The organism is Phenylobacterium sp., assembly GCF_036821595.1.
GTDB lineage: Bacteria > Pseudomonadota > Alphaproteobacteria > Caulobacterales > Caulobacteraceae > Phenylobacterium.
In genome coordinates, this window is record NZ_DAISJG010000042.1 from 1 (window position 1) to 23,563 (window position 23,563).

Annotated in this window: 24 protein-coding genes; 17 read left to right on the forward strand and 7 right to left on the reverse strand. The window is 70.9% G+C overall.

From position 1 onward, the window contains the following. The 15 genes from rpsB to lpxB form a co-directional block, all read left to right on the forward strand. A partial coding sequence (gene rpsB / locus V7Z97_RS15210) for a 30S ribosomal protein S2 (RefSeq protein ID WP_334164284.1) occupies positions 1–401 on the forward strand: 401 nt, incomplete at its 5' end. Between the two features lie 103 nt (positions 402–504). Further along, on the forward strand, positions 505–1,437 hold the full coding sequence (tsf, locus tag V7Z97_RS15215) for a translation elongation factor Ts (protein WP_334164285.1): 933 nt from the start codon (positions 505–507) through the stop codon (positions 1,435–1,437). A gap of 89 nt (positions 1,438–1,526) precedes the next feature. After that, positions 1,527–2,246 (forward strand): UMP kinase, encoded by a 720-nt coding sequence (gene pyrH / locus V7Z97_RS15220; RefSeq protein WP_334164286.1) that lies wholly within the window; start codon positions 1,527–1,529, stop codon positions 2,244–2,246. Between the two features lie 43 nt (positions 2,247–2,289). Then, entirely contained in the window at positions 2,290–2,856 is a 567-nt protein-coding gene (gene frr, locus V7Z97_RS15225; RefSeq protein ID WP_334164287.1) for a ribosome recycling factor, read from the forward strand. 38 nt (positions 2,857–2,894) lie between these two features. Beyond that, entirely contained in the window at positions 2,895–3,674 is a 780-nt protein-coding gene (uppS, locus tag V7Z97_RS15230; protein ID WP_334164288.1) for a polyprenyl diphosphate synthase, read from the forward strand. Further along, a complete protein-coding gene (locus tag V7Z97_RS15235; protein WP_334164289.1) occupies positions 3,652–4,494 on the forward strand; it encodes a phosphatidate cytidylyltransferase in 843 nt (280 codons plus the stop codon). Before uppS ends, V7Z97_RS15235 begins: the two co-directional genes overlap by 23 nt. Then, positions 4,482–5,678, forward strand: coding sequence for a 1-deoxy-D-xylulose-5-phosphate reductoisomerase (locus V7Z97_RS15240; RefSeq protein ID WP_334164290.1), 1,197 nt, complete (start codon positions 4,482–4,484; stop codon positions 5,676–5,678). The genes V7Z97_RS15235 and V7Z97_RS15240 overlap by 13 nt, the downstream gene beginning before the upstream one ends. Before the next feature lie 10 nt (positions 5,679–5,688). Then, the gene (locus tag V7Z97_RS15245) at positions 5,689–6,900 is read left to right on the forward strand and encodes a M50 family metallopeptidase (protein ID WP_334164291.1); all 1,212 of its coding nucleotides are present in this window, start codon (positions 5,689–5,691) and stop codon (positions 6,898–6,900) included. Positions 6,901–6,930: 30 nt separating this feature from the next. Continuing rightward, the gene (gene bamA, locus V7Z97_RS15250; RefSeq protein ID WP_334164292.1) at positions 6,931–9,327 is read left to right on the forward strand and encodes an outer membrane protein assembly factor BamA; all 2,397 of its coding nucleotides are present in this window, start codon (positions 6,931–6,933) and stop codon (positions 9,325–9,327) included. 7 nt (positions 9,328–9,334) lie between these two features. Further along, positions 9,335–9,988, forward strand: coding sequence for an OmpH family outer membrane protein (locus V7Z97_RS15255; RefSeq protein WP_334164293.1), 654 nt, complete (start codon positions 9,335–9,337; stop codon positions 9,986–9,988). Between the two features lie 46 nt (positions 9,989–10,034). Next, positions 10,035–11,060 (forward strand): UDP-3-O-(3-hydroxymyristoyl)glucosamine N-acyltransferase, encoded by a 1,026-nt coding sequence (gene lpxD / locus V7Z97_RS15260; RefSeq protein ID WP_334164294.1) that lies wholly within the window; start codon positions 10,035–10,037, stop codon positions 11,058–11,060. Next, complete coding sequence (gene fabZ / locus V7Z97_RS15265) at positions 11,050–11,523, forward strand: 3-hydroxyacyl-ACP dehydratase FabZ (protein WP_334164295.1); 474 nt, start codon at positions 11,050–11,052, stop codon at positions 11,521–11,523. Before lpxD ends, fabZ begins: the two co-directional genes overlap by 11 nt. Then, on the forward strand, positions 11,520–12,317 hold the full coding sequence (gene lpxA, locus V7Z97_RS15270) for an acyl-ACP--UDP-N-acetylglucosamine O-acyltransferase (RefSeq protein ID WP_334164296.1): 798 nt from the start codon (positions 11,520–11,522) through the stop codon (positions 12,315–12,317). Before fabZ ends, lpxA begins: the two co-directional genes overlap by 4 nt. Next, a complete protein-coding gene (gene lpxI, locus V7Z97_RS15275; RefSeq protein ID WP_334164297.1) occupies positions 12,317–13,156 on the forward strand; it encodes a UDP-2,3-diacylglucosamine diphosphatase in 840 nt (279 codons plus the stop codon). The genes lpxA and lpxI overlap by 1 nt, the downstream gene beginning before the upstream one ends. After that, entirely contained in the window at positions 13,153–14,346 is a 1,194-nt protein-coding gene (gene lpxB, locus V7Z97_RS15280) for a lipid-A-disaccharide synthase (protein WP_334164298.1), read from the forward strand. Before lpxI ends, lpxB begins: the two co-directional genes overlap by 4 nt. Positions 14,347–14,441: 95 nt before the next feature. On the opposite strand, the gene gltA is transcribed toward lpxB, so the two are convergent. Next, a complete protein-coding gene (gene gltA, locus V7Z97_RS15285; protein WP_334164299.1) occupies positions 14,442–15,725 on the reverse strand; it encodes a citrate synthase in 1,284 nt (427 codons plus the stop codon). A gap of 55 nt (positions 15,726–15,780) precedes the next feature. Then, the gene (gene gltX / locus V7Z97_RS15290) at positions 15,781–17,184 is read right to left on the reverse strand and encodes a glutamate--tRNA ligase (protein WP_334164300.1); all 1,404 of its coding nucleotides are present in this window, start codon (positions 17,182–17,184) and stop codon (positions 15,781–15,783) included. A gap of 118 nt (positions 17,185–17,302) precedes the next feature. Between gltX and V7Z97_RS15295 the strand changes: the two genes are divergently transcribed. Then, the gene (locus V7Z97_RS15295; RefSeq protein ID WP_334164301.1) at positions 17,303–19,372 is read left to right on the forward strand and encodes a ComEC/Rec2 family competence protein; all 2,070 of its coding nucleotides are present in this window, start codon (positions 17,303–17,305) and stop codon (positions 19,370–19,372) included. 86 nt (positions 19,373–19,458) lie between these two features. Here the strand turns inward: V7Z97_RS15295 and lexA are convergent, their stop codons facing one another. The 4 genes from lexA to V7Z97_RS15315 form a co-directional block, all read right to left on the reverse strand. Next, entirely contained in the window at positions 19,459–20,148 is a 690-nt protein-coding gene (gene lexA, locus V7Z97_RS15300) for a transcriptional repressor LexA (RefSeq protein WP_334164302.1), read from the reverse strand. Positions 20,149–20,280: 132 nt separating this feature from the next. Beyond that, positions 20,281–21,072, reverse strand: a complete 792-nt coding sequence (gene trpC / locus V7Z97_RS15305) for an indole-3-glycerol phosphate synthase TrpC (protein ID WP_334164303.1) — start codon at positions 21,070–21,072, stop codon at positions 20,281–20,283. Next, entirely contained in the window at positions 21,069–22,088 is a 1,020-nt protein-coding gene (gene trpD, locus V7Z97_RS15310; protein ID WP_334164304.1) for an anthranilate phosphoribosyltransferase, read from the reverse strand. The genes trpC and trpD overlap by 4 nt, the downstream gene beginning before the upstream one ends. Positions 22,089–22,107: 19 nt before the next feature. Beyond that, the gene (locus V7Z97_RS15315) at positions 22,108–22,698 is read right to left on the reverse strand and encodes an anthranilate synthase component II (protein ID WP_334164305.1); all 591 of its coding nucleotides are present in this window, start codon (positions 22,696–22,698) and stop codon (positions 22,108–22,110) included. Positions 22,699–22,777: 79 nt separating this feature from the next. Between V7Z97_RS15315 and V7Z97_RS15320 the strand changes: the two genes are divergently transcribed. Next, positions 22,778–22,966 (forward strand): hypothetical protein, encoded by a 189-nt coding sequence (locus V7Z97_RS15320; protein ID WP_334164306.1) that lies wholly within the window; start codon positions 22,778–22,780, stop codon positions 22,964–22,966. Positions 22,967–23,221: 255 nt separating this feature from the next. Here V7Z97_RS15320 and V7Z97_RS15325 read toward each other — a convergent pair. Continuing rightward, a partial coding sequence (locus V7Z97_RS15325) for a hypothetical protein (RefSeq protein ID WP_334164307.1) occupies positions 23,222–23,563 on the reverse strand: 342 nt, incomplete at its 5' end.

Consider the following 23,563-nt stretch of genomic DNA (forward strand, 5'->3'; position numbering starts at 1 on the left):
TGATCGACACCAACAAGGAAGCGATCGCGATCCAGGAAGCCCGCAAGCTGAACATCCCGGTGATCGCCATCCTGGACACGAACTGCAATCCGGACGGCATCACCTATCCGATCCCGGGCAACGACGATGCGGCCCGCGCCATCCAGCTCTATTGCGACCTGATGGCCGACGCGATCCTGGACGGCCTGGCCGCCGGCCAGGCGGCCTCGGGGGTCGACCTGGGCGCCTCGGAGGCTCCGATGGAGCCGGCGCTGGCCCGCAGCCTGACGCCGGAAGCCCCGGCCGAGCCCGAGGTGAGCGCTCCGGAAGCGGCGGCCCTGGAAGCCGAGATGACCGGCGCGGAAGCCCCGGCGGAAGCCGAGGCCTCGCCGGAAGCCGCCTCCGAGCAGCCGAACTCGTAAGAGCCCCGGTTGGGCGCAGGATCTGCGCCCAGCCGACACAAGACCTTGATGGCGGGCCCCTAACAGGGGTCCGTCGACACCCAGAGCTTTGAAGGAGCTGACCATGGCGGAAATCACCGCTGCGCTGGTCAAGGACCTGCGCGAGAAGTCCGGCGCGGGCATGATGGACTGCAAGAAGGCCCTGCAGGAGACCAACGGCGACATGGAAGCCGCCGCCGACTGGCTGCGGACCAAGGGCCTCTCCAAGGCCGCCAAGAAGTCGGACCGCGCCGCGGCCGAGGGCCTGGTGGCCGGCAAGCTGGCGGCCGACGGCAAGACCGGCGTGCTCATCGAGCTGAACGCCGAGACCGACTTCGTGTCGAAGAACGACAAGTTCCAGACGGCGGCCCGCGAGATCGCCGACGTCGCCCTGACCCAGGAGGGCGTCGACGCCATCTCCGCGGCCAAGACCTCGTCCGGCGAGACGGTCAGCGACATGGTCACGAACCTGATCGCGACGATCGGCGAGAACATGCGCCTGCGCCGCTCGGCCCGCCTGAGCGTCGACCAGGGCGCCGTGGCCCTCTACCTGCACAACGTGCAGGGCGAAGGCGTCGGCCGCATGGGCGTGCTGGTGGCCATGGAAGGCGCCGGGGACGCCGCCAAGCTGCAGGACGTCGGCCGCAAGATCGCGATGCACGTGGCGGCCACCGCCCCGCTGTCGCTGTCGCCCGCCGACCTCGATCCCGCGGTCGTCGAGAAGGAGCGCGAGATCCAGACCCAGACGGCGATGGAGTCGGGCAAGCCCCGCGAGATCGCCGAGAAGATGGTCGAGGGCCGCATCCGCAAGTGGCAGGAGGAGGTCGTCCTCCTGAAGCAACCCTTCGTGATGAACCCGGACCAGACGATCGAGCAGCTGGTGGCCGAAACCGCCAAGGAACTCGGCTCGCCGGTGGCCGTGAAGGCGTTCGTCCGCTTCGCGCTCGGCGAGGGCGTGGAGAAGACGCAAGGCCCGGACTTCGCCGCCGAAGTGGCGTCGATGACCGGCCAGGCCTAACAGCCGTCTGACGAAAACAAGGGCGCGGCCGCGTCGACGCGGTTCGCGCCCTTGGTATATCTACTCCCCGCCACAGTTCTGGATCGCCCATGCCCGACGCCCCGCCGCGCTACAAACGTGTCCTGCTCAAGGTGTCGGGCGAGGCCCTGATGGGCGACCAGTCCTTCGGCATCGACACCGGCGTGCTGGACCGTACGGCGGAGGACATCGCCGAGGTGGTGAAGTCGGGCGTCGAGCTCTGCCTGGTGATCGGCGGCGGCAACATCTTCCGCGGCGTTTCCCTGGCGGGCCGCGGGATGGAGCGGGCGCAGGCCGACTACATGGGCATGCTGGCCACGGTGATGAACGCGCTCGCCATGCAGGGCGCGCTCGAGAAGATCGGGGTCTACACGCGCGTACAGTCCGCCATCCCGATGGAGGCCGTCTGCGAGCCCTACATCCGCCGGCGGGCGCTGCGCCATCTGGAGAAGGGCCGCGTGGTGATCTTCGCCGCCGGCGTCGGCGCGCCGTTCTTCACCACCGACACCGGCGCGGCGCTGCGGTCGGCGGAAATGGGCTGCGACGCCCTCTTCAAGGGCACCAGCGTGGACGGCGTCTACACCGCCGACCCCAAGAAGGACCCCGCCGCCGAGCGCTACGAGACGCTGAGCTACCAGGAGGTCCTGGCCAAGGACCTGCGCGTGATGGACGCCTCGGCGACCAGCATGATGCGCGACAACCAGATCCCGATCGTGGTCTTCTCGATCCGGGAGCGGGGCAATTTCCTGAAGGTGCTGAACGGCGAGGGGGTCTATACGACCATCGCCTGAGCCCTTCGACCTGAAGAACGTTCGAGAGACGGGAGACACGTCCATGGCCACTACGGAAAAGCCGGTGCTGTCGAAGTACAAGGATCGCATGGACAAGGCGGTCACCGCCCTGAAGGAGGAGTTCGCCTCGCTGCGGACCGGCCGGGCGTCGGCGAGCCTGCTCGACCAGGTGCACGTCGAGGCCTACGGCTCCTCCATGCCGCTCAACCAGGTCGCCGCCGTGAGCGTGCCCGAGGCGCGGATGATCTCCGTGAGCGTCTGGGACCGCGGCATGGTGGTTTCGGTCGAGAAGGCGATCCGTTCGTCGGGGCTCGGGCTGAACCCGGTCGTCGACGGCCAGAACCTGCGCATCCCGATCCCGCCGCTGACGGAGGAGCGCCGCAAGGAGCTCGCCAAGATCGCTGGCAAGTACGCCGAGCAGCAGCGCATCGCCGTCCGCAACATCCGCCGCGACGCCAACGACGACCTGAAGAAGGCCGAGAAGGACGGGGCGATCAACCAGGACGAGCACAAGCGCATGGAAGGCGAGGTCCAGAAGCTCACCGACGAGGCGATCAAGCGCGTCGACGAGGCCTTGAAGACCAAAGAACAAGAGATCATGCACGTCTGAGACACGTGCGAGCCCGCTCCGCGCCCAGGATCAATCGTATGGCCGCCCACAAGAAGACCCCGTCGACGGGCGCGCCTGGAGAAGGCGAGGGGGCCGCTGCGCCCCTGCATGTGGCCGTCGTCATGGATGGCAACGGCCGCTGGGCCAAGCAGCGGGGCCTCCCCCGGTCGCTGGGCCACCGGGCCGGGGTGGAGGCGCTCAAGCGGACGGTCTCGGCGGCCGCGGAGCTCAACATCCGCTGGCTCACCGTCTTCGGCTTCTCGACGGAGAACTGGAGCCGTCCGGCGGCCGAGGTCGCCGAGCTGATGGCCCTGCCCAAGCGGTACTTCGAGAGCGACATCGCCCGGCTGGAGCGCGAGGGCGTCCGGGTGCGGGTCATCGGCCGGCGCGCGGGCCTGTCGGGCGAACTGGTGAAGATCATCGAGGACGCCCAGGCCCGCACCGCCCACAACGACCGGTTCTTCCTGAACATCGCCTTCAACTACGGTGGCCAGGCCGACATCGCCGACGCCGCGCGCCGCTTCGCCGAGGAGGTGGCCGCCGGCCGCGCCAAGCCCTCCGACCTGGACGAGCAGCTGTTCGCCCGTCACCTCGCCACGGCCGATTCGCCGCCGCCCGACGTGATCATCCGGCCCTCGGGAGAGCAGCGCCTCTCCAACTTCCTGCTCTGGGAGGCTGCCTATGCGGAGCTGGTCTTCCAGGATGTGCTCTGGCCCGACTACGGCGCCGAGCACCTGAAGGCCGCCCTGCAGACCTTCGCCGCCCGTGACCGGCGCTATGGGGCCGTGGTGGCCGATGACGTCCTTGCCGCCGGCTAGACGCTTCGACTGGTCGAACCTGGGCCTGCGCGTCGCCTCGGCCGTGGTCCTGGTGCCGGGGGCGCTGTTCGCCACCTGGATGGGCGGCTGGGTCTTCCTGGTTCTGCTCGCCGTGGCCGTGGCCCTGCTCTCCATCGAATGGGGCGGCATGAGCGCGCCTTACGCGCCGGTCCGCGTCTCGCTGGCCGTGACCGTGGCGGTGCTGTCGGCGGTCTTCCTCGGCCATCAGGGAAACTACGTCCTGGCCTGGGGCGCCGTGCTCGTGGGCGCGGCCGCCGCGGCGCTCGTGGCCCGCGGCGTGGCCGAGCGCCCGGCCGACGCCGCGTTCGGCGTCTTCTACATCGCGCCGGCCTGCATCTGCCTCGTGTGGCTGCGCGACGCCGACCACACCATGTCCGTGCAGGGCCACTGGTGGACCCTGATGCTGTTCGCGGTCACCTGGGCCGCCGACATCGGCGCCTTCGCCGTCGGCAGCACGCTCAAGGGTCCCAAGCTCTGGCCGCGGTTCTCGCCCAACAAGACCTGGTCCGGCTTCGCAGGGGGCCTGGCCGCCGCGATGGTCACCGGCGCCCTGATGTCGGCGCTCTCGGTCTTCCAGCTGAACCTCGCGGCGGCGGCGCTCATCGGCCTGCTGGTCGGTCTCGCCACCATGGCCGGGGATCTCTGGGAGTCGGCCATCAAGCGCCGCTTCGGCGTGAAGGATTCCGGCGACCTGATCCCCGGCCACGGCGGCCTGCTGGACCGGGTCGACGGGCTGATGTTCGCCGTGGTCGTGATGTCGGCCGCGCGTCTCGTGAATCACTGGGGGTGGGGACATTGAGCCTGCCGCGTAAGGTCAGCGTCCTGGGCTCGACCGGCTCGATCGGGGTCTCGACCCTCGACCTCTTCGACAAGGCCAAGGTGGAGGTGGAGTTCACCGCGCTCGCCGCCGGCCGCAACGCCGAGCGGCTGGCGGAGCAGGCGCGACGCTGGCGTCCCCGGCTGGCGGTGATCGAGGACGAGAGCAAGCTCCCCGAACTGCGCGAGCGGCTGGCCGGGACCGGGGTGGAGACCGCCGCCGGCTCCGCCGCCGTGGCCGACGCCGCGGCCGCCGACGCCCAGTGGGTGATGTCGGCCATCGTGGGCTTCGCCGGGCTCGAACCGACCCTGGCCGCCGCGCGGGCCGGCGCGGTCGTCGCCCTGGCCAACAAGGAGAGCCTGATCTGCGCGGGCCCGACCCTGCTGCGGACGGCCCGGCTGGCCGGCGGCGTGATCATCCCGGTGGATTCCGAGCACTCCGCCATCTTCCAGGTGCTGGATCCGGAGAACGCCCAGCACGTGGCGCGGCTGATCCTGACCGCGTCCGGCGGCCCGTTCCGGGGCTGGTCACGCGAGCAGATGGCCCACGCCACGCCGGAGCAGGCGCTCGCCCACCCGAACTGGAACATGGGCGCCAAGATTTCGGTCGATTCAGCGACCATGATGAACAAGGGCCTGGAGGTGATCGAGGCCGCCTACCTGTTCTCCATGCCCGCGGAGCGCGTCGAGGTCTTGATCCACCCGCAGTCGATCGTCCACAGCCTGGTCGAGTACGCCGACGGCTCCACGCTCGCGCAGCTTGGACCGCCCGACATGCGCGCGCCGATCGCCTGCGCCTACGCTTGGCCGGACCGGCTGCCGTGGCCGGCCCAGCGCCTGGACCTGGCCAGGGCCGGCCAGCTCACCTTCGAGGAGCCGGACCTCGACCGCTTCCCGGCCCTGCGCATCGCCAAGGAGGCCCTGGCCGCCGGCGGACGGGCGCCGGCCGTGATGAACGCCGCCGACGAGGTGGCCGTAGCCGCCTTCCTTGACCGGAAAATCCGCTTTCTCGATATTGCCCGCGTCGTCTCGGAGACCCTGGAGCGCATGGCGCGCACGGACCTCGGGGCGGGCTCGGGCGATGCGTTGGAAGACGCCCGCGCCACCGACGCGGCGGCGCGCCGCGTTGCCGGCGACGTGGTGAGCGGTCTTATGGCCCAGGCCTGATGGAGTCCCGATGATCGGCTTCCTGCAAACCGCCCTGATGTACGTCGTCCCGTTCCTCATCGTCCTGGGCGTCGTCGTCACGGTCCATGAGCTCGGCCACTTCCTGGCCGCCAAGTGGCTGGGCACCAAGATCGACCAGTTCTCCATCGGCTTCGGCCGTCCCGTCGCCTCCTGGCGCGACAGGTCGGGGGTGCAGTGGCGGATCGGCTGGCTGCCGCTCGGCGGCTACGTCCGCTTCGCCGGCGACGACAACGCCGCCAGCGTGCCCGACACCGACGATCTCGACTCCATGCGCCGCGACCTGGTGGCGCGGGAAGGGGAGGCGGCGCTCGACCGCTACTTCCACTTCAAGCCGCTGTGGCAGCGCGCGGTGATCACCGCCGCCGGCCCGATCGCCAACTTCCTGCTGGCCGTGGTGATCTTCGCCGGCCTTCTGATGGCGCTGGGCGAGCCGATCCAGTCGGCGCGGGTCGCGCGGGTCGAGCCGGGGGCGCCGGCCGAGCGGGCCGGTCTCCGGCCCGGCGACGTGCTGGTGGCCGGCGAGGGTCGGACGATCCGCACCCCGGCCGACGTCAAGCAGCTCATCATCCTGAGGAGCGGCCTGCCCACCGACTTCACGGTCGACCGCGGCGGGCAGGTGATCCACCTCCAGGTGACACCGGAGCGCGGCGACGTCGCCGACGGCCTGGGCCGGGTCCAGAAGCTGGGCCGCATCGGGGTGGCGTTCGACGATTCCGCCGTCACCTTCGAGCGCTACGGCCCGCTGGAGGCCGTCGCCGGCGGGGTGCAGCGCACCCAGGACGTGGTGGTCACCACCGTCTTCTACATCGGCCGGATGATCAGCGGCCGCGAGACCGCCGACCAGCTCTCCGGACCGCTCGGCATGGCGCAGATCTCCGGCGACCTCACCAAGCAGAACGTGAAGTACTCTCCGGACGCCTCGGCGCTGGTGCGCAACGGGCTCCTGACCCTGCTCGTGCTGGTGGCCAACATCTCCGTCGGCATCGGCTTCCTGAACCTCCTGCCGATCCCCGTGCTCGACGGGGGACACCTGCTCTTCTATGGCTACGAGGCGATCGCCCGGCGCCCACTTGCTGCCAAGGTTCAGGCGGCAGGGTACAGGGTGGGCCTTGCACTGGTGCTAGGATTGATGTTGTTCGCGACCTGGAACGATCTGCAGCGCCTGCGTGTGTTCAATCTCTTCGGCGGGCTATTCTCCTAGCTTCCCGATTTTTCCCAGACGGCTGATTCGATGCACAAACACCGCGCCCGTAGCGCTGCGCTAGCCTCCGGCCTTGCCCTGCTGCTGGGCTCGACCGCCCTGGTCGCTCCGGGTCTGGCGCTCGCGCAGGACCCGCCTGCGCCCGCGCTGGCGGAAGCCTCTGGGACCGTCCAGCGGATCATCGTCCGCGGCAACGAACGGATCGAGCAGACGACCGTCGTCTCCTACCTGCCGATCCAGCCCGGCGAGCCGGTGAACCCCGAGCGCCTTGACCTGGCGCTGAAGGCGCTGTTCCAGACCGACCTGTTCTCGGACGTGAAGATCGACTTCCAGGCCGGCGACCTGATCATCACCGTCGTCGAGAACCCGATCATCAACCGGGTGATCTTCGAGGGGAACTCGGGGCTCAAGGAAGACAAGCTGCGCGACGAGGTCAGCGTGCGGCCGCGGGGCATCTTCACCCGCGCCAAGGTCCAGGCCGACGTCCAGCGGATCGTCGAACTCTACCGCCGCTCTGGCCGGATCTCGGCCAACGTCACGCCCCAGATCGTCGAGCTGCCGCAGAAGCGGGTCGACCTGATCTTCGCGATCGACGAGGGCCCCAAGAGCGGCGTGCTGCGGGTCAACTTCCTGGGCAACCGGGAGTTCTCCGACAACGACCTGCGCGACGTGGTCGTGACCGAGCAGTCCCGCTGGTACAAGTTCTTCTCGAACAACGCCAACTACGATCCGGACCGTCTGGAGTACGACAAGGAGCAGCTGCGCAAGCACTACCGCAACCGCGGCTTCTACGACTTCCGCGTCGCCTCGGCGGTCGCCGAACTCGCGCCGGACAAGAACGGCTTCGTGGTCACCTACACCCTCGACGAGGGCCGCGAGTACAAGTTCGGCAAGATCAGCGTCGAGACCGAGCTGCAGAAGCTCGACAAGGAGGTGCTGACCGCGCTCGTGCCCCTGCGCACCGGCCAGCTCTACGAGGACCAGGCGATCGAGCGCGCGACCGATTCGCTCACCTTCGCCGCCGGAGCCGCGGGCTTCGCCTTCGTGGACGTCCGCCCCCGCTACACGCCGAACCGCGAGACCGGTGTGGTGGACGTGGTGTTCCAGGTGAACGAAGGCCCGCGGGTCTACGTCGACCGGATCGACATCGTCGGCAACACCGCGACGCTCGACTACGTCATCCGCCGGGAGATGAACGTCTCCGAAGGCGACGCCTACAATCGCGCCCTCGTGGATCGCTCGCGCAACCAGATCCGGGCGCTGGGCTTCTTCAAGGAAGTCGAGATCACCGAGGTGCCGGGCTCCGCGCCCGACCGCACCGGCCTGCGGGTGCAGGTGGAGGAGCAGCCGACGGGCGAGCTGTCGTTCAGCGCCGGCTATTCCTCGGTGGACCAGCTGGTCATCGACATGGGGGTCACCCAGCGCAACTTCCGCGGCCGCGGCCAGAACGTGCGGGCGCGGGTCTCCCTGGGCTCGCTGCGCCAGCAGGCGGACTTCTCGTTCACCGAGCCCCGCTTCCTCGGCCGCGACCTCGCCGCCGGCCTCGACGTCTACTACTACAAGTACGACCTCACCGAGTACTCGGCCTACAAGACCGAGAGCATCGGCACGGGCGTGCGCCTGAACTTCCCGCTCAGCATCAACTCGCGCGGCTCGCTGGGCTACACGGTGCGTCAGGACGACGTGTCGATCGACGACGACCTCTGCCTGCAGGGCTTCATCTCGTCGGTGATCTGCGACCAGCGCGGCTCGTTCCTGACCTCGCTGGTGAGCTACGGCTACCGCCTGGATCGTCGGAACGACTACCTGAACCCGACCCGCGGCTTCTATGTCGCGGCGAACCAGGACCTCGCGGGCGTCGGCGGGGACGTGAACTACCTGCGCACCGAGATGGACGGCGGCTGGTACTACGGCTTCACCCGCGACTTCATCCTCAGCGTCACCGGCTCCGCCGGCTACGTGGACGGCTGGAACGGCGACGTGGTGCGGATCAACGACCGGTTCTTCAAGGGCGGCACCAACTTCCGCGGCTTCGAGACCGCGGGCGTCGGTCCGCGCGACACCTCGATCGGCCGCCAGGACGCGCTGGGCGGCAAGGCCTACGCCATCGGCGCGGTCGAATTGACCGTGCCGACCTTCCTGCCCGAGCAGTACGGCATCAAGGCCGCGGTGTTCACCGAGTTCGGCACCGTCGGCCTGCTCGACGCCGAGGACAAGCTCTGCCCGCGCGACGGCGGCACGGCCTGCCCGGCCGGGACCGAGAATCCCTTCGTGCGCGACGACCTGTCGCTGCGGGCCTCCGCGGGCCTCAGCATCTTCTGGCGCTCGCCCATGGGGCCGATCCGCTTCGACTTCAGCCAGATTTTGGCCAAAGAAGACTACGACAAGACCGAAACCTTCCGGTTCTCCACCTCAACCAGGTTCTAAGAACATCATGACTTCCAAGATTCTCGCCGCGACCGCCTGCGCCGCCGTGGCTCTGAGCGCGGGCTCCGCGTTCGCCCAGCAGGCCCCGGCCACGACCGCGGCGCCCGCCGTGACTCACGGGCCGGCCGCGCCCGGCGTCTGCATCCTGTCGGTGCAGGGCGCCATCGCCGGGTCGACGGTCGGCAAGTACGTCGACACCCGCATGCAGCAGATCGTCCAGCAGGTGAACGCCGAGCTGAACGGCGAGCGCACCACGATCGAGAACGAGGGCAAGACCCTCGAGGGCCAGCGCGCCACCCTCGACCGCACCACGCTGGAACAGCGCGCCTCGGCCCTGCAGGTCCGCGCCAACGCCCTGCAGCGCAAGGCCCAGCAGCGCGAGCGGGAAGTCGCCGCCACCGAGCAGAAGGCCGTCGGCCGCGTGGGCCAGGAGATGGAGCCGCTGATCCGTCAGGTCTACCAGCAGCGCCAGTGCTCGGTGCTGCTGAACCGCGACGCCGTGGTCATCGCCAATCCGGCCATGGACATCACCCCGGGCGTCATCACCGCGCTGAACGCCAAGATCACCCAGTTCGCCTTCGACCGCGAACGTCTGGACCAACAACCCGCGGCTGCGCAGACTGGCGCGGCGAGCGCTCCGGCGCCCGCCACCCGTCGCTAAGCCGGCCGGCCGAGAAGGCGCGGGTCGCGCCCGTTCCCAGGACGTCATGCCCGACCCGCGCTTCTTCGAGGACCTTGGCCCCGTGACCTTGGGAGAGCTCGCCGCCCTGACGGGCGCCGAGCTCTCCGAGCCGGGCGCCGCCGAGCGTCCGATCCGCGCCGTGGCGATCCTCGCCCAGGCGCGCCCCGACACCGTCACCTTCCTCTCCGACCGTCGCCACGCCGCCGCGCTGGCGCAGGCGCGGCCGGGCGCCTGCTTCCTTGCGCCGAAACAGGCGGAGGCGATTCCGGAAGGCTGCGTGGGCCTTCTGACGCCGGCGCCCCACGCCGCCTATGCGATCGCCGCCCAGCGGCTGCACCGCCCCCGCGCCAATCTCGGCCGCGAGGCCGTGGCGCCCGACGCGCGTCTGGAGGAGGGGGTGATCCTCGGACCCGGCGTCGTGGTGGGCCCGGGCGCGCAGATCGGCGGCGGCACGGTGATCGGCCCCAACACGGTCATCGGCCCGGGCGTCGCCATAGGCCGGCAGTGCGAGATCGCCGCCAACGTCACCATCGGCTTCACGCTCATCGGCGACCGCGTGCGGATCCTCGCGGGGGCGGTGATCGGCGAGCCCGGCTTCGGAGCGACGGTGGGCCCCGGGGGGCTGATCGACATCCCGCAGCTCGGCCGGGTGATCCTGCAGGACGGCGTGACGATCGGCGCCAACACCTGCATCGACCGCGGCGCCTTCGACGACACCGTGATCGGCGAGAACACCAAGATCGACAATCTGGTGCAGATCGCCCACAACGTCCGCGTCGGGCGCAACTGTGTGATGGCGGCGCACACCGGCATCTCCGGCAGCGTCATCATCGGCGACGGCGCCCAGTTCGGCGGCCGCGCCGGCGTGGCCGACCATGTGAGCATCGGCGACGGCGCGCGCGTGGGCGCAGCGGCCGGCGTCATGAAGAACATTCCGGCGGGCGAGACCTGGGGCGGCATGCCGGCCCGGCCGATCCGCAAGTGGATGCGTGAGACCGCCTGGCTCGCCAAGATGGCGACCCGCAAGGAAGGACCCGAGAATGAGCCGTAAGGCCCCGGTCAACGACGGAACCGGCGAGATCGACATCACCGAGATCCTGTCCCGGATCCCCCACCGCTATCCCTTCCTGCTCATCGACAGGGCGGAGGAATACCGAGCCAGCGAGTCCATCGTCGGCATCAAGTGCGTGACCGTGAACGAGCCGTTCTTCCAGGGGCACTTCCCGGGCTATCCGGTCATGCCGGGCGTCCTGCTGATCGAGGCCATGGCGCAGACCGGCGCGGTCCTGATGTCGAAGTCGCTCGAGGTGGACACCGCCGGCAAGGCGATCTTCTTCATGTCGGCCGACAACTGCCGCTTCCGTTCGCCGGTCCGGCCGGGAGACGTGGTGCGGATGCCGGTGCGGGTGGTCCGCCACCGGGGCGACGTGTTCAAGTTCGCGGGCCAGGCGCTGGTGGGCGACAAGGTCGCCGCCGAGTGCGAGTTCGCCGCCATGGTGGTCAACACCCAGTGAGCGTCGACATCCATCCCACCGCCCTGGTCGCCAAGGGCGCCGAGCTGGCCGAGGGCGTGTCCGTGGGCCCGTTCTGCGTCGTGGGCGAGAAGGTGCGCCTCGGTCGCGGCACCAGGCTGCACAGCCATGTCGTCATCGAGGGCTCCACCGAACTCGGCGAGAACAACCAGGTCTATCCCTTCGCGGTCCTGGGCGGGCCGCCGCAGCACACGGCCTACAAGGGCGAGGACACCCGCCTCGTCATCGGCGACAACAACCTGATCCGCGAACACGCGACCATGAACCTCGGCACCGTCAACGGCGGCGGGGTGACCCGGGTCGGGTCCGACGGGCTCTTCATGATCGAGAGCCACGTGGGCCACGACTGCGTCGTGGGCGACCACGTGATCCTCACCAAGCAGGCGACGCTGGGCGGCCACTGCCAGATCGGCGACTATGTGATCGTGGGCGGGCTGGCGGCCGTGCACCAGTTCACCCGGGTGGGCCGCCACGCCATGATCGGCGGCCTTGCGGCCGTGGTGAAGGACGTCATCCCCTACGGCTCGGTGTGGGGCAACCACGCCCACCTGGAGGGGCTCAACCTCGTGGGGCTGAAGCGGCGGGGCTTCAGCCGGGAGAGCATCAACACCCTTCGCGCCGCCTACCGACTGCTGTTCGCCGACGAGGGCACCTTCCAGGAGCGGCTGGACGACACCATCGAGACCTATGCCTCGTCCCCGGAAGTGATGGAGATCATCGACTTCATCCGCGCGGACGCCAGCCGGCCGCTGTGCCTGCCCGAACGCGAGGTCTGATGAGGAAACTCGGCCTGATCGCCGGCGGCGGGAGCCTGCCCGTCGAGATCGCCGAGCACTGCGAACGTTCCGGCCGGCCCCTGTTCGTGGTGCGGCTGAAGGGCTTCGCGGGCGGGGAGCTCGCCCCCTACGCCGGGGCCGAGGTCGGGATCGCCGAGCTGGGCAAGTGCTTCAAGGCGCTGAAGCGCGCCGGCTGCGAGGCCGTCTGCCTGGCCGGCAACGTCAGCCGGCCGGACTTTGCCGCGCTGATTCCGGACTTGCGGGGCCTGACCGCTCTGCCCGCGGCGATCGCAGCGGCGCGCAAGGGTGACGACGCCCTCCTGCGTTTCCTGGTCGGCGAGTTCGAGAAGGAAGGCTTCGCCGTCGAGGGCGCGCACGAGGTGATGGACGACCTCGGCCTGCCGCCCGGGCCGCTGGGCCGCTGTTCGCCGCCGGACGCGGCCGGCCCCGATGTGGTCCGCGCGCTGGAGGTGGCCCGCGCCATCGGCCGCCTGGACATCGGCCAGGGGGCCGTCGTCTGCGACGGGCTGGTGCTGGCGGTGGAGGCCCAGGAGGGCACCGACGCCATGCTGGCCCGGGTCGCGGAGCTGCCGGAGGCGATCCGCGGCCGGCCGGGCGCGGCCCGGGGCGTGCTGGCCAAGGCGCCCAAGCCGATCCAGGAGACCCGGGTGGACATGCCGACCATCGGCCTGGCCACCGTCCAGGCGGTGGCGCGCGCGGGCTTGGCGGGCATCGTCGGCGAGGCCGGGCGGCTGCTGGTCCTGGACCGCGAGGCGGTGACCGCCCTGGCGGACGAACTCGGCGTCTTCATCCTCGGCGTGGAGCCGGAACAGCCATGAGGGCGCGCCCGCTGACCGTCATGCTGGTGGCGGCGGAGGCCTCGGGCGACGATCGCGGCGCGGGCCTGGCCCGGGCGCTGAAGCGGCGGCTGGGAGACCAGGTGCGGTTCGTGGGCGTCGGCGGCGCGAAGATGGCGGCCGAGGGGCTCGAGAGCCCCTTCGACATCGCCGAGCTCTCGATCTTCGGCCTCGTGGAGGGGCTGCTGGCCTGGCGCAAGGTCGTGCGGCGCGCCGAGCAGACCGCCGCCATCGCCGCGCGGGAGAAGCCCGACGTCGCCGTACTGATCGACTCGTGGGGCTTCACCCTGCGCGTCGCCCAGCGCCTCCGGAAGGTGGATCCCAAGCTCCCCCTCGTGAAGTATGTCGCGCCCCAGGTCTGGGCCACGCGGCCGGGGCGGGCGAAGACGCTCGCCGAGACCTTCGACCACCTGCTGTCGATCCACGCCTTCGACGCCCCCTGGTTCGAGGCGCACGGCCTGCCGGTGACCTTCGTCGGCAACTCGGCTCTGAACGTGGACTTCTCGGGCGCCGACCCGGCGCGGCTGCGTCGGCAGATCGGGGCGGGTCCGGACGATCCGATCCTGCTCGTGTTGCCGGGGAGCCGTCCGAGCGAGATCGAACGCGTGCTGCCGGCCTTCGAACAGGCGGTTCACATCCTCAAGGACGCCGAGCCGGAACTGCACGTCGTCGTGCCTGCCGCGCCCACGGTGGCCGCGACGGTGAAGGGCAGGGTGGCCGGCTGGCCGCACCGCGCCTACGTCCTGGAGGGCGAGGCGGCGAAGCACGACGCCATGAAGGCCGCGACCGTGGCTCTGGCCTGCTCGGGCACGGTGACCACGGAGCTGGCGCTGGCCGGGGTCCCGTTGGTGGTGGGCTACCGGCTGGGACCGATGACCTACGCCATCCTGAAGCGGCTGATCCGGACGAGGTGGGTGACGCTGTTCAACATCGCCGCCCAGGACTTTGTCGCCCCGGAACTGATCCAGGACGCGTGCACGGGCCAGAGGCTGGCGGCGGAAGTCGCGCGGCGGCTCGACGATCCGGAGCTGCGCCGGACCCAGGTGGCGCGGCAGTACGCGGCGCTGGACCGGATGGGACGGGGCGGGCCGGACCCCGACGAGGCCGCCGCCGAGGCGCTCCTGCGGGTGGTGGACGGCCTTGCGGACCACGACCCGCCACAGGGGCCGTAGGGATTCACCGTGAGAAGGAGCGGCGCGTTCGCGCTCCGTTCACCCTCTCACAGGAAACCGCCGGCGGCCAGGAAAAGCCGCCGGCTTTCGAGGCGTCAGCCGCGCTTGTCGACGCCGACGTAGTCGCGCTGCGGGGCGCCCGTGTAGAGCTGGCGCGGGCGACCGATCTTCTGGGAGGGATCCTCGATCATCTCCTTCCACTGGGCGATCCAGCCGACGGTGCGCGCGAGCGCGAAGAGCACCGTGAACATGTCCGGCGGGAAGCCCAGCGCCCGCAGGGTGATGCCCGAGTAGAAGTCGACGTTCGGATAGAGCTTGCGCTCCACGAAGTAGGGGTCGTTGAGCGCGATCTTCTCGAGCTCCATGGCCACCTTCAGCAGCGGGTCGTTGGAGTGACCCACCTCTGCCAGGACCTCGTGGCAGGTGGTCTGCATGACCTTCGCGCGCGGGTCGTAGTTCTTGTAGACCCGGTGGCCGAAGCCCATCAGCCGGTAGCGGCGGTCCTTCACGCCCTGGACGTACTCGGGGATGCGGTCCACCGAGCCGATCTCCTGGAGCATGTTCAGCGCCTCCTCGTTCGCCCCGCCGTGGCTGGGGCCCCAGAGGCAGGCGATGCCGGCGGCGATGCAGGCGAACGGGTTGGCGCCCGAGGAGCCCGCGAGGCGGACCGTGGACGTCGAGGCGTTCTGCTCGTGGTCGGCGTGGAGGATGAAGATCCGGTCCATGGCGCGGGTGAGCACCGGGTTCGGCTTCCAGTCCTCGGCCGGCACCGAGAAGCACATGCGCAGGAAGTTCTCGGCGTAGGAGAGGTCGTTGCGCGGGTAAACGAACGGCTGGCCCTTGGAGTACTTGAAAGCGCGGGCCGCGATCGTCGGCATCTTGGCGATCATCCGGTGGGCGGAGATCATCCGCTGGGCCGGGTCATCGATGTTGGTGCTGTCGTGGTAGAAGGCCGAGAGCGCGCCGACCGCGCCGACCATGATCGCCATGGGGTGCGCGTCGCGCCGGAAGCCCTGGAAGAACCGGTCGAACTGCTCGTGCACCATCGTGTGATAGGTGATGTTGTGCTCGAACTCGGCGAACTCCGGCGCGGTCGGCAGCTCGCCGTGCAGCAGCAGGTAGCAGACCTCGAGGAAGTTCGAACGCTCGGCCAGCTGGTCGATCGGGTAGCCGCGGTGCAGCAGCACGCCCGCGTCGCCGTCGATGAAGGTGATCTTGCTCTCGCACGAAGCCGTGGAGGTGAAGCCAGGGTCGTAGGTGAAGACATCGGCCTCGGCGTAGAGCTTGCGGATGTCCACCACGTCGGGTCCCGTCGTCCCCTTCAGGACCGGAAGCTCGACCGATTTGCCGCCGATGCCGACCTTCGCCGTGTCGCCCATGCGAACCCCTTTCGCGATTGCGAGATGAAACGCTCGTTTGCGGCCTTATAGCGTTTTACGCGGACCTTGAAAGCGCATCGTCAAGCCGCCCAAGACTTTCGTCTTTTCCGAGCGCTACCAGCGTTCCGGCGAGGTCGGGGGCGGGCGAGCCGCCCGAAAGCACGCCCCGGAGCGCCGGGCCGAACTTGCCGATGCCCACGCCCTCCGCCTCGGCGAAGCTGCGGATCGCCTGCTCGAGCGCGGACACGGTCCAGTCCTGGCCCGCCACCCGGTCGCGCAGGCGGGAAAGCCGGCCACGGGTCTCGTCGTTGAGCATGCCCAGCGTCTTCTCCGGCAGCTCCAGCGGACGCTGCTTGAGGACGAAGACGGTGGCGTCGGCCAGCTCCAGCATGGTCTTGGCGCCGTCGCGGACCAGCGGGATCGTCCGCGCCAGGACCGGCAGGTCGGCCTCGCGCAGCTTCCAGTCGCGGCCCCTGTGGACGTTGGCGGTGAGCGTCGTCAGCCGCTCCACGTCCGCCTGGCGGATGTAGTGGTTGTTGAGGTGGTTGAGCTTGGCCCAGTCCAGCCGGGCCGGCGCGCCGACCACGTCCTTGATGTCGAACCAGGCGATGGCCTGCTCGTCGGAGAAGATCTCGTCGTCGCCATGGCCCCAGCCGAGCTTGGCCAGGTAGTTGCGCATGGCCTCCGGCAGGTAGCCCATGTCGTCGAACTCGCTGACGGCCTGGGCCCCGTGGCGCTTGGAGAGCTTGGCCCCGTCCGGCCCGTGGATCAGCGGCAGGTGCGCCCACACCGGCACGTCCCAGCCCATCCCCTGGTAGATCAGGGTCTGACGGGCGGCGTTGTTCAGGTGGTCGTCGCCGCGGATCACGTGGGTGACGCCCATGTCGTGGTCGTCCACCACCACGGCCAGGTTGTAGGTCGGCGTGCCGTCGGTGCGCAGCAGGATGAGGTCGTCCAGATCCTTGTTCTGGAACCTGACCTGACCCTTCACCTGGTCGTCGACCAGCGTCTCGCCCTCCTGCGGGCTCTTCAGCCGGACCACGAACGGACGGGCGGGCGCGTCGTTGGGGGTGGCGTCGCGCCAGGGCGAGCGGACGACCCGGCCCTCGGCGCGGGCCTTCTCCCGCTCCGCCTCGAGTTCCTCGGCGCTCATGAAATCCTTGTAGGCCGCGCCGCGGGCCAGCAGCTCCTGCGCGACCTCCCGGTGGCGATCCACGCGGGCGAACTGGAAGACCGGCGGCTCGTCGGCCTCCAGACCCAGCCACTTCAGGCCGTCGAAGATCACCTGCACGGCGGCCTCGGTTGAGCGCTCGCGGTCGGTGTCCTCGATGCGCATCAGGAACTTGCCGCCGGTGTGCCGGGCGTAAAGCCAGTTGAACAGGGCGGTCCTCGCCGTGCCAATGTGCATCATGCCGGTGGGCGAGGGGGCGATACGGGTGACGACGGGTCGGTCGGACATCGGGATCGGTGAGGCTGGGGAGGCGACGGCGCCGGGCGCCTGGGCGGCGCCTCTTAGCACGCGGATTCGGAGCCGTCCTAGCCTTGCCGATGCGCTGGCCTGGCTGCGCGCCCAGGGCGTGGCGCAAACCGACCGCTGGACGCTGTGGACGCCGGTGGCCCTGGGCCTGGGCGCGGCGCTGTACTTCGCCCTGCCGCGGGAGCCGCAGGCGTGGGTCGCCTGGGTCTGCGCCGGCGTGGTGGTCCTGCTGCTGGCGGGCGCGGCCGCGTCGCGCGCCCGGCTGCTCACCGTCGTGCTGGTGCTGGGAGCCTGCGCGGTCGGTGGGTTCGGCATGGGCAAGGTCCGCACCGAGCGGGTCTGGGCGCCGATCGCGCCGGCCGGCGGCGAGCCGCAGCGCCTCGAGGGCTGGGTGGTGGACGTGGCGAGCCCGGGCGAGGGCGGCCAGCGGCTGCTGATCGCCCCGGCCCGGATCGGCGACTGGCCGGCCGGTGCGACGCCGATCCGGGTGCGGGTGACGCTCCGGCCCGGGACGCCGGTCCCGGCGCCGGGCTCGCCGGTCAGCCTTCTGGCGATCCTCAACGCCCCGCCGCCACCGGCCAGTCCCGGGGCGTACGACTTCGGGCGCGACGCCTTCTTCGAGAGCGTGGGCGGGGTGGGCTTCGCGCTGACGCCGCCGGTGACCTGGGAGACCGAGGCGAGGCCGCCGTGGCGGCTGCGGCTGCGGATGGCGATCAATGCGGTGCGCTGGGAGCTGTCGCGGCGGATCGTCGACGAGTTGGGGCCTTCCAGCGGCGGGCTGGCGGCGGCGATGACCACGGGCCACGAGGCCTTCATCCCGCGCGAGCAGGAGGACAACCTGCGGGCCGCGGGCCTGGCGCACATCATCTCCATCTCGGGTCTGCACATGGCCATCGTCGGCGGCTTCGCCTTCGCGGGCGCGCGGGTCCTGATCGCCGCCTGGCCCTGGCTGGCGCTGCGCATCCACGGGAAGAAGACGGCCGCCCTGGTGGGGCTGGCGGCGGTGGGCGGCTACCTCGTGCTGTCCGGCGCCCCGCCGCCGGCCGAGCGGGCGGCGGTGACGGCGGCGGTGGCCTTCGGCGCCGTGCTCGTGGACCGGCAGGCGATCAGCCTGCACGCCCTGGCGCTGGCCGCCATGGCCGTCCTGCTGCTGCAGCCGGAGGCGGTGACCGAGCCGGGGTTCCAGATGTCGTTCGCGGCGACCGCGGCCCTGGTGGCGCTGGCCGAGGCCTGGCCCAGGCCGGTGAAGGAGATCAACACGCCCTGGCCGATCCGCTGGGTGCAGGCGGCGCTCGGCTGGACGGCGGTCAGCCTGGCGGCGAGCTTCGTGGCCGGGCTGGCGACGGGTCCGTTCGCCATGCAGCACTTCAACCGGGTCTCCACCTGGGGACTGGCGGCGAACCTCGCCGTGGCGCCGATCTCGTCCTTCCTGATGATGCCGGGCCTGGCCCTGGGGGCGGCCCTGACGCCAGTCGGCCTGGGCGCCGCGCCGCTGGCGGCGGCGGGGTTCGCCATCGAGCTGATGAATCGGGTGGCGGCGATGGCGGCGGCGGCGCCGTACGCCCAGCTCGTCGTGCCGAGCGGGCCCGGCTGGACGCTGGCCGCGGCCTTCCTGGGGATCCTGTGGCTGTGCCTGTGGAAGGGACCATTGCGGTGGGCCGGGGTTCCGTTCGCCCTGGCGGTGCTGCTGGTCCCCAAGCCCTCGCCGCCGGACGCCTGGGTCAGCGCCGATGGAGCGACGGCGGCGGTGCGGGAAGGGAAGGCCGCCCTGCTGCTCCGGCCCGACGTGAAGCTCTTCGGGGCCGAGCTGTGGGCGAGGCGGCGGGGGCTGACGCCCGAAGCGGCGGGTGCCGCCTACGACTGCGACCGGTGGAGCTGCGTCCCGACGGCCGGGGCGCCGGTGAAGCTGGCGGAGGCCTGGAACCTGAAGCGGCCGCTGAAGCCGGGACGGATCGAGGCGATGTGCGCCGGCGCCGAGGTGGTGGTGATCCGGAACGACGAACGCCCGGCGGGGTGCCGGGCGCCGCTGGTGCTCACGGGCGCCGATTTCCGACAGAGCGGATCGGCGGAACTGTATCGGCAAGCCGACGGGACCTGGCAGGTGACCTGGGCGCAGGACCTGCGCGGGCATCGGCCCTGGACGTGGGGGCCGGATCCGCGCCGCCACTGACCGCATCCCAACCTCCCACCGCCGGCCTCCAGACGCGGATCAGCTGATCACGCGGCTGCGACAGAAGCGGTCGGAGGCTCGCGCCGTCAGTGGTAGCGGCGGATGAGGCCGACGAGGCGGCCCTGCACGGCGACCTGGTCGGGGCCGAAGATGCGGGTCTCGTAGGCCGGGTTGGCGGCCTCCAGCGCGATGGAGGCGCCCTTCTTGCGCAGGCGCTTCAGCGTGGCTTCCTCGCCGTTGACCAGGGCCACGACGATGTCGCCGGAGTTGGCGCTGTCGGTGCGGCGGATGACCACGAAGTCGCCGTCGAGGATGCCGGCGTTGATCATCGAGTCGCCGGAGATCTCGAGGACGAAGTGCTCGCCGGCGCCCAGGATGGTCTCGGGGACCGGGATGCGGTCGCGTTCCTGCTGGATCGCCTCGATCGGGGTGCCGGCGGCGATGCGGCCGAGGATCGGCAGCTCGCGGGTGTCGTTGGCGGCGACCGGGGCGGCGGCGCCGGCCTCGACGAGCTGCGGCTTGAAGGGCGCGCGGCCCTTGGGCGGGGCGGCGGCGGTGGCCTGCTGCGGCAGCTTCACGACCTCCAGAGCCCGGGCCCGGTGGGGCAGGCGGCGCAGAAATCCGCGCTCCTCGAGCGCGGTGATCAGCCGGTGGATGCCGGACTTCGAGGCCAGATCCAGCGCCTCCTTCATCTCGTCGAAGGAGGGGGAGACGCCCGTCTCCTTGATCCGCTCATGGATGAACATGAGCAATTCGTGCTGCTTGCGGGTAAGCATCTTGCCGGCCCCTGAGGAACAAAGCGAAAACCTGTGGATGTTCTCTAGGTGTTCCTCGTTAATGTCAAGTTACCGTGCTAGCGCCTGATTTCGCTCCGGATTTCCTGGGGGCGCGGCCAGGGTCGGAGCGACTCAGGCGGCGAGCAGCGCCCTGGTGGCGGCGGCGACGTCGGCCTGGCGCATGAGACTCTCGCCCACCAGCATGGCCGTCGCGCCGGCCTTCTCGAGGCGGGCGGCGTCGTCGGCGGTGAAGATGCCGCTCTCGGTGACCAGCAGGGCGCCGGCCGGGGCCCGGGCCGCGAGGCGCTCGGTGACGGCCAGGTCGGTGACGAAGGTGCGCAGGTCGCGGTTGTTGATCCCCACGAGGTCGGCGCCGAGGGCCACGGCGCGGACCATCTCGGCCTCGTCGTGGACCTCCACCAGGGCGTCCATGCCCAGCCTGCGGGCCTCGGCCATCAGGGCGGCGGCCAGCGCGTCATCGACCATAGCGAGGATGACGAGGATGGCGTCGGCGCCGAGCGCGCGGCTCTCGGCCACCTGCCAGGGATCGACCAGGAACTCCTTGCGCAGGCAGGGCAGGGCGACCGCCTCCCGCGCCGCCTGCAGGAAGGCGTCGGCGCCCTGGAAGCTGGGCTCGTCGGTGAGCACCGAGAGGCAGGCCGCGCCGCCGGCCGCGTAGGCGCGGGCCAGAGCCGGGGGATCGAAGTCCTCGCGGATCAGGCCCTTGGACGGCGAGGCCTTCTTGATCTCGGCGATCAGGGCGAGACGGCCGGGGGCGTGGGCGCGCTCGAGCGCGGCGCGGAAGCCGCGGGGCGCAGAGGCGGCGGTGGCGGCGGCCTCCATCATGCGCTGGTCGCGCTGCGCCCTGCGGGCGGCGACCTCCTCGCGCTTGTAGGCGGCGATCCGGGCGAGAATGTCGCTCATGCGGCGGCCTGGGTGATGGCCACCAGGCGGTCGAGGGCGGCCAGGGCCTTGCCCTCGTCCACCACCCGGGCGGCCAGCTCGACCCCCTGGCGCAGGGTCTCGACCTTCTCGTCCACCAGGAAGGCGGCGGCGGCGTTCAGCAGCACCACGTCGCGGTAGGGGCCCTTCTCGCCGCCCAGCATGGCGCGCAGCGCCCGGGCGTTCTCGGCGGGCGTGCCGCCGGTGAGGTCGGCCAGCGCCGCCCGGGGCAGGCCCACGGCCTCCGGGGTGATGGTGAAGAGGCGGACCTGGCCGTCGCGGTACTCGGCGACGCTGGATTCGCCCGTGGTGGTCATCTCGTCCATGCCGCCGCCGTGGACGACCCAGGCCCGCTCGGCGCCGAGCGCGCCCAGCACCTGGGCGAGAGGGGAGACCCAGCGCTCGGCGAAGACGCCGACCACCTGCCGCTTCGCCCCGGCGGGATTGGTCAGCGGGCCCAGCAGGTTGAAGATGGTGCGGAAGCCGAGCTCGGTGCGGATCGGCGAGACGTGGCGCATGGCCCCGTGGTGGGCCGGGGCGAACAGGAAGCAGATGTTCGCCTCCGCCAGCGCCTCGAGATGGGTCTCGGCCGGGGCGGCGAGGTTGACGCCCAGCTCCGACAGCACGTCGGCCCCGCCGGACTTGGACGAGAGCGCGCGGTTGCCGTGCTTGGCGACCTTCAGCCCGCCGCCCGCCGCCACGAAGGCCGCGGCGGTGGAGATGTTGAGGGTGTGCAGGCCGTCGCCGCCGGTGCCGCAGACGTCGATGGTCGGGAAGCCCGGCTCGATGTGGATGGCGGCGCGGCGCATGGCCCGGGCGCAGGCGGTGATCTCGCCCATGGTCTCGCCGCGCATGCGCATGGCGGTGAGCGCCGCGCCGACCTGGGCCGGGGTGGGCTCGCCGCGCAGGCAGGCGGCGAAGAACTCGTCGGCGTCGTCCTCGGAGAGGGTCGCGCCGTCGGCCAGGCGCGAGAGCAGCGGCTTGAAGAGGTCGGACATGGCGTTTCCGGGGGCCCGGTCAGGCGTCGGCCAGGCGCTTCACGCCGGCGATGTCGAGGAAGTTGGCCAGGAGCTCGTGGCCGCATTCGGTGGCGATGGACTCCGGGTGGAACTGGACCCCGTGGATCGGCCGGGTCCTGTGGCGGACGCCCATGATCTCGCCGTCGTCGGTCCAGGCGGTGACCTCTAGGACGTCGGGCAGCGCCTGCTTCTCCACCGACAGCGAGTGGTAGCGGGTGGCGGTGAAGGGGTTCTTCAGCCCCTTGAAGACGCCTTCCCCGGTGTGGTGGATCTGGCTGGTCTTGCCGTGCATCAGCGCCTTGGCGCGGACGACCTCGCCGCCGAAGGCCTGGCCGATGGCCTGGTGGCCCAGGCAGACGCCGAGGATCGGCAGGTCGTCGGGAGCGGCCCTCAGGAGATCCAGGCAGATCCCAGCCTCGTTCGGCGTGCAGGGGCCGGGCGACAGGAGCACGCCCTGCGGCTTCAGGCCCAGCGCCTCGGCCACGCTCACCGCGTCGTTGCGGTGGACGACGGTCTCCGCCCCCAGCTCGTTCAGGTAGTGGACGAGGTTGTAGGTGAAGCTGTCGTAGTTATCGATCACCAGGATCATGGGTCCTAACTAGGCGGTGAGGGCGTGCTCGCCAAGCGCCGGATTGGCGGGCGGTGCGACTCCGCCGATCATCCGGCCCATGTCCGCCCTCGATCCCGAGGCCCTGGCCCGCGCCAGGGCGCTGGTCGCGCCGAAGCCGCGCCGGGAGCGGGTTTGGCCGGTGCTGGCCGCCGCGACGCTGGCGGCGGTCTCGGCCCTGACCTTCGCCACGGCCATGGTCATCGCCCCGCCGGTGGAGACGGAAGCGGTCGCGGGGACGGTGGAGTAGGGCTCCCGGTCGCGCTCTTCGGCGACGAAGAGGAAGGAACCACGGATTACACGGATCACACGGATGGGGGCGGCGCGGAACGTGCGAGCCGGGCGGCGCGGGGGAGCGTGAAATCGCGCGCCGGAGGCGCGCAGGGTGAAGCGGGCGTGGCCATCGGTGGGGCCCGCCTTCCGTGTGATCCGTATCTTCCGTGGTTCATCGCGCGCGCAGCGCGCCTGGGGCGCCGGCTCCGGTTCGGGGCCGTCGGATGAGCGGCTAAGAGGAGTCGGCGGTTTGGGGGGGCGCGGGCTCGGCGGGGTCGCGGATCTCGTAGAGCAGGCCGGGGTCGAGGCCGATGGCGTCGCAGGCCTCGATGACCAGGATGTCGAAGTCGGCGTCGAGGAGGTCGGGCCGCCGGGCGGCCGCGTCGAGGAAGGCGTCGAGCTTGCCCCACATGGGATCGGAGGCCGGCGGTCGCCGGGGCCGCCTGCGGGTGTCCTCGGGCTCGTCGAGCCAGTCGGCCGCCTCGTGCTCGGACCAGAACGCGTCGTCGATGCGGCGGCGCACCGCCAGCGTCCGGCGGACCGTCGCGGGATCGGGGGGCTCGGGGGCGAAGGC

What these genes read in the sequence shown, in the direction of transcription:
- frr (WP_334164287.1), top strand. Translation starts at nt 2,290, where the DNA reads ATGGCCACTACGGAAAAGCCGGTGCTGTCGAAGTACAAGGATCGCATG.
- gltA (WP_334164299.1), bottom strand. Translation starts at nt 15,725, where the DNA reads ATGGGCGACACGGCGAAGGTCGGCATCGGCGGCAAATCGGTCGAGCTT.
- fabZ (WP_334164295.1), top strand. Translation starts at nt 11,050, where the DNA reads ATGAGCCGTAAGGCCCCGGTCAACGACGGAACCGGCGAGATCGACATC.
- trpD (WP_334164304.1), bottom strand. Translation starts at nt 22,088, where the DNA reads ATGTCCGACCTCTTCAAGCCGCTGCTCTCGCGCCTGGCCGACGGCGCG.
- uppS (WP_334164288.1), top strand. Translation starts at nt 2,895, where the DNA reads ATGGCCGCCCACAAGAAGACCCCGTCGACGGGCGCGCCTGGAGAAGGC.
- V7Z97_RS15255 (WP_334164293.1), top strand. Translation starts at nt 9,335, where the DNA reads ATGACTTCCAAGATTCTCGCCGCGACCGCCTGCGCCGCCGTGGCTCTG.
- gltX (WP_334164300.1), bottom strand. Translation starts at nt 17,184, where the DNA reads ATGTCCGACCGACCCGTCGTCACCCGTATCGCCCCCTCGCCCACCGGC.
- V7Z97_RS15245 (WP_334164291.1), top strand. Translation starts at nt 5,689, where the DNA reads ATGATCGGCTTCCTGCAAACCGCCCTGATGTACGTCGTCCCGTTCCTC.
- lpxD (WP_334164294.1), top strand. Translation starts at nt 10,035, where the DNA reads ATGCCCGACCCGCGCTTCTTCGAGGACCTTGGCCCCGTGACCTTGGGA.
- lpxI (WP_334164297.1), top strand. Translation starts at nt 12,317, where the DNA reads ATGAGGAAACTCGGCCTGATCGCCGGCGGCGGGAGCCTGCCCGTCGAG.
- tsf (WP_334164285.1), top strand. Translation starts at nt 505, where the DNA reads ATGGCGGAAATCACCGCTGCGCTGGTCAAGGACCTGCGCGAGAAGTCC.
- trpC (WP_334164303.1), bottom strand. Translation starts at nt 21,072, where the DNA reads ATGAGCGACATTCTCGCCCGGATCGCCGCCTACAAGCGCGAGGAGGTC.
- V7Z97_RS15320 (WP_334164306.1), top strand. Translation starts at nt 22,778, where the DNA reads ATGTCCGCCCTCGATCCCGAGGCCCTGGCCCGCGCCAGGGCGCTGGTC.
- V7Z97_RS15315 (WP_334164305.1), bottom strand. Translation starts at nt 22,698, where the DNA reads ATGATCCTGGTGATCGATAACTACGACAGCTTCACCTACAACCTCGTC.
- lexA (WP_334164302.1), bottom strand. Translation starts at nt 20,148, where the DNA reads ATGCTTACCCGCAAGCAGCACGAATTGCTCATGTTCATCCATGAGCGG.
- pyrH (WP_334164286.1), top strand. Translation starts at nt 1,527, where the DNA reads ATGCCCGACGCCCCGCCGCGCTACAAACGTGTCCTGCTCAAGGTGTCG.
- bamA (WP_334164292.1), top strand. Translation starts at nt 6,931, where the DNA reads ATGCACAAACACCGCGCCCGTAGCGCTGCGCTAGCCTCCGGCCTTGCC.
- V7Z97_RS15235 (WP_334164289.1), top strand. Translation starts at nt 3,652, where the DNA reads ATGACGTCCTTGCCGCCGGCTAGACGCTTCGACTGGTCGAACCTGGGC.
- lpxB (WP_334164298.1), top strand. Translation starts at nt 13,153, where the DNA reads ATGAGGGCGCGCCCGCTGACCGTCATGCTGGTGGCGGCGGAGGCCTCG.